5 protein-coding genes are annotated in these 6,794 nt (G+C 46.2%); all 5 read left to right on the top strand.

What is annotated here, in order from left to right; all coding sequences use genetic code 11:
• Nucleotides 1–176 precede the first annotated feature (176 nt).
• Complete coding sequence (locus TH606_RS11775; RefSeq protein WP_197460574.1) at nucleotides 177–380, top strand: hypothetical protein; 204 nt, start codon at nucleotides 177–179, stop codon at nucleotides 378–380.
• Between the two features lie 185 nt (nucleotides 381–565).
• Nucleotides 566–826 (top strand): type II toxin-antitoxin system Phd/YefM family antitoxin, encoded by a 261-nt coding sequence (locus tag TH606_RS10835; protein WP_068543965.1) that lies wholly within the window; start codon nucleotides 566–568, stop codon nucleotides 824–826.
• Complete coding sequence (locus TH606_RS10830) at nucleotides 823–1,248, top strand: type II toxin-antitoxin system VapC family toxin (protein ID WP_068543964.1); 426 nt, start codon at nucleotides 823–825, stop codon at nucleotides 1,246–1,248. The genes TH606_RS10835 and TH606_RS10830 overlap by 4 nt, the downstream gene beginning before the upstream one ends.
• A 9-nt stretch (nucleotides 1,249–1,257) precedes the next feature.
• On the top strand, nucleotides 1,258–1,734 hold the full coding sequence (locus tag TH606_RS10825; RefSeq protein WP_068543961.1) for a DEAD/DEAH box helicase: 477 nt from the start codon (nucleotides 1,258–1,260) through the stop codon (nucleotides 1,732–1,734).
• Nucleotides 1,706–6,472 carry a helicase-related protein gene (locus tag TH606_RS10820; protein ID WP_068543959.1) on the top strand — a complete coding sequence of 1,589 codons (4,767 nt, stop codon included), beginning with the start codon at nucleotides 1,706–1,708 and terminating at the stop codon, nucleotides 6,470–6,472. Before TH606_RS10825 ends, TH606_RS10820 begins: the two co-directional genes overlap by 29 nt.
• The last annotated feature ends 322 nt before the right edge of the window (nucleotides 6,473–6,794 follow it).

The raw sequence follows: 6,794 nt of genomic DNA, 5'->3' as shown, positions 1-6,794 counted from the left end.
TTCGGACACAATTACTGAAATACTACCGACCAGCGTGAGGAAGGGACCTCTATTGAAGGGCTATTGGTGATTTGTAGTTGAAAAAATCCTTTATTCTGTGAAACTGTGAAAAAGAATTAATTTTCTTGAGGAAAAGCCATGTACAAAAACGTAACCATAGCTCTTCCCGAGCATGCGTGGCGCAAGGCCCGAGAGCTGGCGGCCAAAAGAGGAAAAGTTTAAGCGCCCTTATCAGGGAACAACTTGAAGCCCTTACTCGAGAAAAAAGTGAATTGGAAGAAGTAACCGAAAAAATACTCACCATTATGCAAGAACATTCCGGGACGTTGAGCAAATGGTGCAGGGAAGAACTTTATGGTGTTCCTTCTGGGACGCCCTGATTGTGAGTTCTGCCTTGGAAGCTAACTGTCGCATCCTGTTTACGGAAGATTTGAATCACGGCCAGAAAATTGAAGGCGTTAAGATCGTAAATCCATTTCGGATGAGTCGTATATAAAAATGTGCTAGATGCCAAATGTAGCCTCATGTGTTAAAATGAGACCACAATCACATTGGGAGAGGTATTATGCAGGTTTCAGTAAGGGAACTAAAAAACAATCTTTCTCGTTACTTAAGAGATGTCAAACAGGGGAAAATCATTGAAGTCACATACCACCGCCGTCTAGTGGCTAAACTTTGTCCTGCTGGAGAACAAAAAAATGGTATTGAGGCCTTGATGGCGAATGGACTGGCCACCTGGGATGGTGGCAAGCCTAAAGGTGGACGTGTGAGACCAAAAATATCCGGTAAGAGTGTCGCCGAACGTGTTCTGGAGGATCGCTGGTGATCCTCTATTTGGATACTTCTGCTTTGGTAAAGCTCTATGTAGAAGAGGAAAACAGCTCTACAGTTGAGCACGCGGTTTCTAAAGCCAAAATTGTAGCCACGCATTTGATTGCTTATGTAGAGGCTCAAGCGGCTTTTGCCAGGCTGTGTCGTGAAAGTGTAATTTCCGAAGAAATGTTAGAAAACATCCAGGCAGATTTTGAAAAGGATTGGCCTCACTATATGAAAATTGGCCTTAACCAAAGTCTTTTAGAGCGTGCAAGTGAATTTGCAAAAGCCTTTGCTCTAAAAGCCTATGATAGTCTTCATTTGGCCGCGGCAGATCTTTTATTAAAAAAGGCAAATGAAGAAGTAATCTTTGGTTGTTTTGATAAAAAACTTAATCAGGCGGCTAAAATTATCGGTTTTTCGTTGCTAAGTTAGGAGTAACCAATGCCCCTGAATCCGGTTCAGTTTGGTAAGGATGTTATAGATCAGTTTGGGCGTTATTTGCTTACCACCTTTCCGGTAGCTGATCCTGGGCTTCGTCAACAATTCAAGGAAGGGCTTTCCTTTGGGCTCGGTGGAAAGGAGCGGCTGGCTAAGGGACCATATGTATACTTAAGCCGTCCGTTTGTGGAAGGCCCTACTCTAAGAGAACTAATTGCGGATCCCTCTATTGATTTGCATCCGGCTCTCGCCGGGATTTTCAACTTCGAAAGGCTTTACAAACACCAGGAAGAAGCCTTACGAGCTGTAAAAACCGGAAATCACGTCATTATCGCTACCGGGACAGGTTCCGGTAAAACCGAAGGCTTTCTCCTCCCCATCATTGATAAATGTCTTAAAGCCCGAGATCGGGGGGGAGAGCATAGGACCTATTGCTATCCTGATTTACCCCATGAACGCCCTGGTAAACGACCAGCTTGAACGCCTGAGGAAACTTCTTGCCGGAACGCGCATCACCTTCGGACGCTATACCGGAGAAACACCTGAAACCGAAGAAAATATTCCAAGGCTTCCCGAGCCCCGGCCTTATACCAGAGCCGAGCTTTTAAAGGCGCAAAAGCCGGGACAGATGCTTCCTCTTCCCTGGGAAGAGTGTTTCTCGCGAAAGGAAATTCTTGAGAGAAGACCTCAGATTCTTCTCACCAACTACAGTATGCTTGAATATCTCCTCCTGCGTCACAAAGATATTGAGCTTTTCCTGGAGGCCCCTCTTAAATTTATCGTCTTAGACGAAATCCACACTCACACGGGCTCACGCGGATCGGAAATTGCCTGTCTCATACGTCGGGTGCGAGGCATAGCTGGTAAAACAAGGGATGAAGTTATCTGCATAGGAACCTCTGCCACCCTAAAAAGCGCCGATACCGGGGAGTTGGGAGAGAGAAATGGAGAATGGGAAGCGGAATTAAAACGATTTGCCGCCAATATTTTTGGTGTACCGGAGGACAAGCTCTATCTTGTTCAGGAAAGCTATCAAGAGAGAAAAGAAAAAGGCTCATTCAGACCTCCGCCACCCGAAGATCCGCAGAGACTTTTTGAGGAAATCCTTAGAAGTGTGCGCGAGGTACAACTGCAGGATGAGGTGACCGAGATCTCCCGAGAGACCATAAAACTCGCGGAAAAACTGGTGAGTCTCAAGGCCCCGGAGGGGGAAGACACGCTCGCCGTTCTTTACAAACTTCTTTCTCAAAGCGAGATAGTTTCTTTCCTTGAGACGATTACCGAAACTCCACGCCAACTCAAAGAAATTGTAGATGAATTTAAAAAGGCTTTTCCCGACAGGAAGAGGCTTCCAGACGCCGCCCTTGAGGCCGAAATCCTGAGCTACCTGACTTTAGGGGCTCTGGCACGCCTCGATGATGAGCCTCTGCTAAGACCCAAGCTCCATTATTTTGTGCAGGGACTTCAAGGTGTTTACATCGCTTGGCAGAAAGATGGAGTCCCAAATATCTTTTTCGACCAGGCGATAAAGACGGATCGTGTTCTATTTGAACTGCAGATCTGCCGCTCCTGCGGTCAACACTATGTCAGAGAAACATATTCTTCTCCCTTTGCTGTAGATCACGAAGGAGAAATATACGGAGTAAGAATTCTCTCTGAGAATTCAGAAGATGCCGAAAGCCTTTATTTTACTGACGCTATCGTCCCTGGAGTGGAGGAAGAGGTTCCCGGGGAGTCGGGCTATCTTTGTCCCTACTGCGGAGCCATCCATGATCGGGATCTCTCGATCTGTCTTAACGAAAAGTGTCGCCGAGAGACTAAGTTAATACCGATTATTTTCTTCCCTGCACCCTTACACCATTGTGTTTCCTGTGGGGCGGCCAACCCGGATCGGAGTCCGGTCATCACTCCGGTAAAATCGGCCGAGGTTTCCGATGTCATGATCTTGGCCCAGACCATGCTTTCGGCCATGCCGGAACCCAGCTTAAGAAAACTTATCGTCTTTGCAGACTCCAGACAGGAGGCTGCGTTTCAGGCCGGCTGGATGGAAAACCGATCTCGAAGACACCGTTTAAGGCATCTTGTCTATCAAATTCTAAGAAGTGAGCCGGAAAGAATTTTTTCTATTGATTCGCTACATGAAAAACTGATTGAAAAAGCCGCGGAGGAAGGACTGCTTCCCCGGGTACGCTGGGGGCAGGAAGAGGAACACAGAAGGCTCCGCTGGTTCATCGTGGAAGAACTGGCGTCTTTGACTCGGCGTCAGATGCGCGGAAGCCTGGAGCAGCTGGGACTCGCGGCGGTTCTTTATGACGGTATAGAACCTGAAAATCTGACGGATCTTATCCACTGGCTGGAAAAGTTTGAGATAAGCGCCGAAGACCTCGGGAATCTCATCCACGCTCTTCTCGATATTTACCGCATACAAGGTGTTTTAAGCGATCCTTTCCTTCAAAGGGACTGGTCTCCACAGGATGCCGAAGTGCGGAAGGGGATAGTAAACATTACAGAATTTTATTGTCCGCATGTTCTTGTCTTTCAAAAAGAGGGCGAGAGCAAATATCAAAAAGGGTGGATGGCCCAAAATGGTCGTTCCGCGGCCCAGGTCTTTTTAAGAAAGGTCTTTCCAACGCTGAAATCAGACGTGAGAGACCGCTTTCTCGAAGAACTATGGGAATGGCTTATAGGAAAAGACCTTCTGGTTCCGGCGGAAATAAAAAGGAAACGGGCTGGAAGGATTGTCTCCGTTAGAGGCGGTTCAGGATACCAAATCAATTACAAAAGAATAGGAATTACGCATAGTGAAGGGCGGTATGTTTGCCAGAGCTGTCGGCTGTCCCGTTCACGGCTTACGCCTGGAGGCGTCTGCCCGGCCTATCGTTGCAAAGGTCGTCTTATTTATCAGCATTGGGATGAAGAACATTACGATGTGGTCCAGTATACCAAACTCGACTTTGTCCCCCTGATTCCTAGAGAACATTCGGCCCAGGTTCCTCAGGACGATCGCTTGAAGTACGAAAGAGAGTTTAAAGAAAAGCGAAGTACCGTTAACTGCCTGGTCGCCACTCCCACCCTTGAATTAGGCGTGGATATCGGTCAGCTGGAAATGGTCCTGATGCGAAATGTGCCACCTTCTCCGGCAAGCTACGTCCAGCGAAATGGTCGTGCAGGCCGGAGGCATCGCATAGGAGTGGTTTTCTCTTACTGCCGAAACCGCTCTCATGACAAGTATTTTTACCGACATCCTGAGCAAATGATATCGGGGAGAATTCTAGTACCCGCTTTTTCCATGCAGAATGAACCCTTAATTCGCAAACATATCTTTTCTACGGTTTTGAGCTTTTTGAGACAGAAAGAAGATACCGCCGAGATAATAAACGCCATTATTCCGTCTTTTATATGGCATTACTTTGGGCAAAAAGAAAACGGAAGAGAGCGTTACCGCGACGAACCTTTAAAGGTAAAAACTCCGCTAGAGGAAGCTATCAGGAAGTACCGGGACGAAATATTGAACTTTCTGGAAACCATTTTTACAGACACCTGGCCAGAGGAATCAAGAAGCCTCGTCTCCCGGGAGAGCCTTGAAAAAGTCCTAAAAGATATGCCAGACGAGCTTCAAACTATTGTAGATGATCTTTTTGCTCGGGTTTCGGCTTATAAGAGAATCCTTAACGAATATGCGGAACTCGAAAGGAAAGGAGAACGCCTTTCTCCAGAGAATAAAAATAAAAGAACCCGGTATGAGAAGGCCCTCGACCGCCTGTGGCTTGAGGAGCAGGAAAACTACGCCATCACCTATCTGGCCAAAAGGGGGTTTTTGCCCGGTTACGCCCTAACCAAGGATACCGTTCGGGCCCAATGCGCGGAACCTTATATTGATCTTCCGCGCCCCACCTGTGTGGCCCTCCGGGAATTCGTGCCGGCCAATCTTATTTACGCCAACCGGAATGAATTCCGAGTCGAAAGACTCAATTTTTATGTTTTACAAGCCCGAGACAAAAACTTCCGAAGCCAGATAGAAACCTTTTATGTTGACGGATCTTTTACCAGATTAGCTCAAGGAAGAAAAGAATTCGAAGGTGGAGGGGAGGAAACCATAACTCTTGGCTCCGTAAAGCTTGTGGATGTAGAGCTCGAGCCGCGAGGGAATATTGGCGACCAACAGGAGTATCCCAGACGTGTTTCATATCAGATACTGGGACTTTTGAGCCCTTATCATGCCGGAGGCTTTAAAGGACGTCTGGGTAAAATAGATTGTGCTTACTATTACCAAGGGCAATTAAAGCTGGTTAATGTAGGCCCCTACCAACTCCTTGCCAAAGGAGAATACGGTTTTCCCATCTGTCCTGTTTGCGGCGAGCTTCGAAGCCCCTTTGCCAGCCAGGTGGAAATTGAAAGCTTCGCGGAGGGACACCGTAAAAAATGCGGTCGAGAAATCGAACGTCTATGTTTACTCACCGAAGTACATTCGGATCTTTTAATTATCGGGCCTTTTGAAAATGAGTTGGATTCCTATCATGTAGCCGAAATAATCCGTATTGGAACCCGTCTGGTCCTTGATATGGGAGATCAAGAACTCGAAAACGTGAGTATTAAAGATGATGCTGGTGGCACTAAACTGGTATTTTATGACCCGATTCCAGGAGGAACCGGATTTTTGCCGCTCATCTTAAAGTTTTGGTCGGACATAGTGCTTAGTGCCAAAGTTGCTATTGAACAATGTGATTGCGAAGAAGCCTGTTATAACTGCCTTCTACACTATCGTAACCAGCCTTATCACAACCTTATGAGTCGTTCACGAGCCCTCGCTTTGATTGAGGGCCTTTTACCGTGGCAAAAAGAACATGATATTCCACCCAATTATGTTGAGGTTGATATTGAAGATGAAGAGCAACTTGAAAGTCCGGCGGAAGAACGGTTTTTAAAGATTCTGGAAAAACGCGGATTCCCTACGCCAGTTCCACAATTTGAGGTTGTTCTGAGCAGTACCCAAAAAACGATAGCCGATTTTGCCTATCCGGACCAAAGAATTCTGATCTATATTGACGGACTCTCTGAAGGTATACACGGAAATCCTATTCAACGACAAAAAGACAAACTTTTAAGAGCCAAAGCCCAAGCCAAAGGTTATAGAATCCTGGAAATCCCTGCTGAGGCTCTTCATGATAAAACTATGCTTGCTGATTACCTGGATATTTTGAGTGATTATCTTTCGTAAGGGAGCTTTCCGGCCGTAGTGAACCGCCCTGGGTTTGGCGAATAGAAAAATTTGTGTTTGATCGAGAAAAACCGAAAAATAGGCTCTGGCAGACAGGCTCCTACTACCAACTCCAGAGCCGCTATAAACAGGATTCAAGCGTTATTTTACCTGTCTCTGTTAAGCAAAATCGGCTTTAATTAGGAGATATGTCCATGAAAACTAAAAAAGTTATGAATTTTCGTAAAGTGTTCGAATTTCTGGCTTTTATCCTTTCCAAAATTTATGAAGAACTATCCCCTTCACAAATAGCCGCCCCGGATTTGCCGAATATAAAAATCTA

It is taken from the genome of Thermodesulfatator autotrophicus (genome assembly GCF_001642325.1).
In the GTDB taxonomy this organism is placed as follows: Bacteria; Desulfobacterota; Thermodesulfobacteria; order Thermodesulfobacteriales; family Thermodesulfatatoraceae; genus Thermodesulfatator; species Thermodesulfatator autotrophicus.
This window is presented reverse-complemented; position numbering and strand designations above follow the sequence as displayed.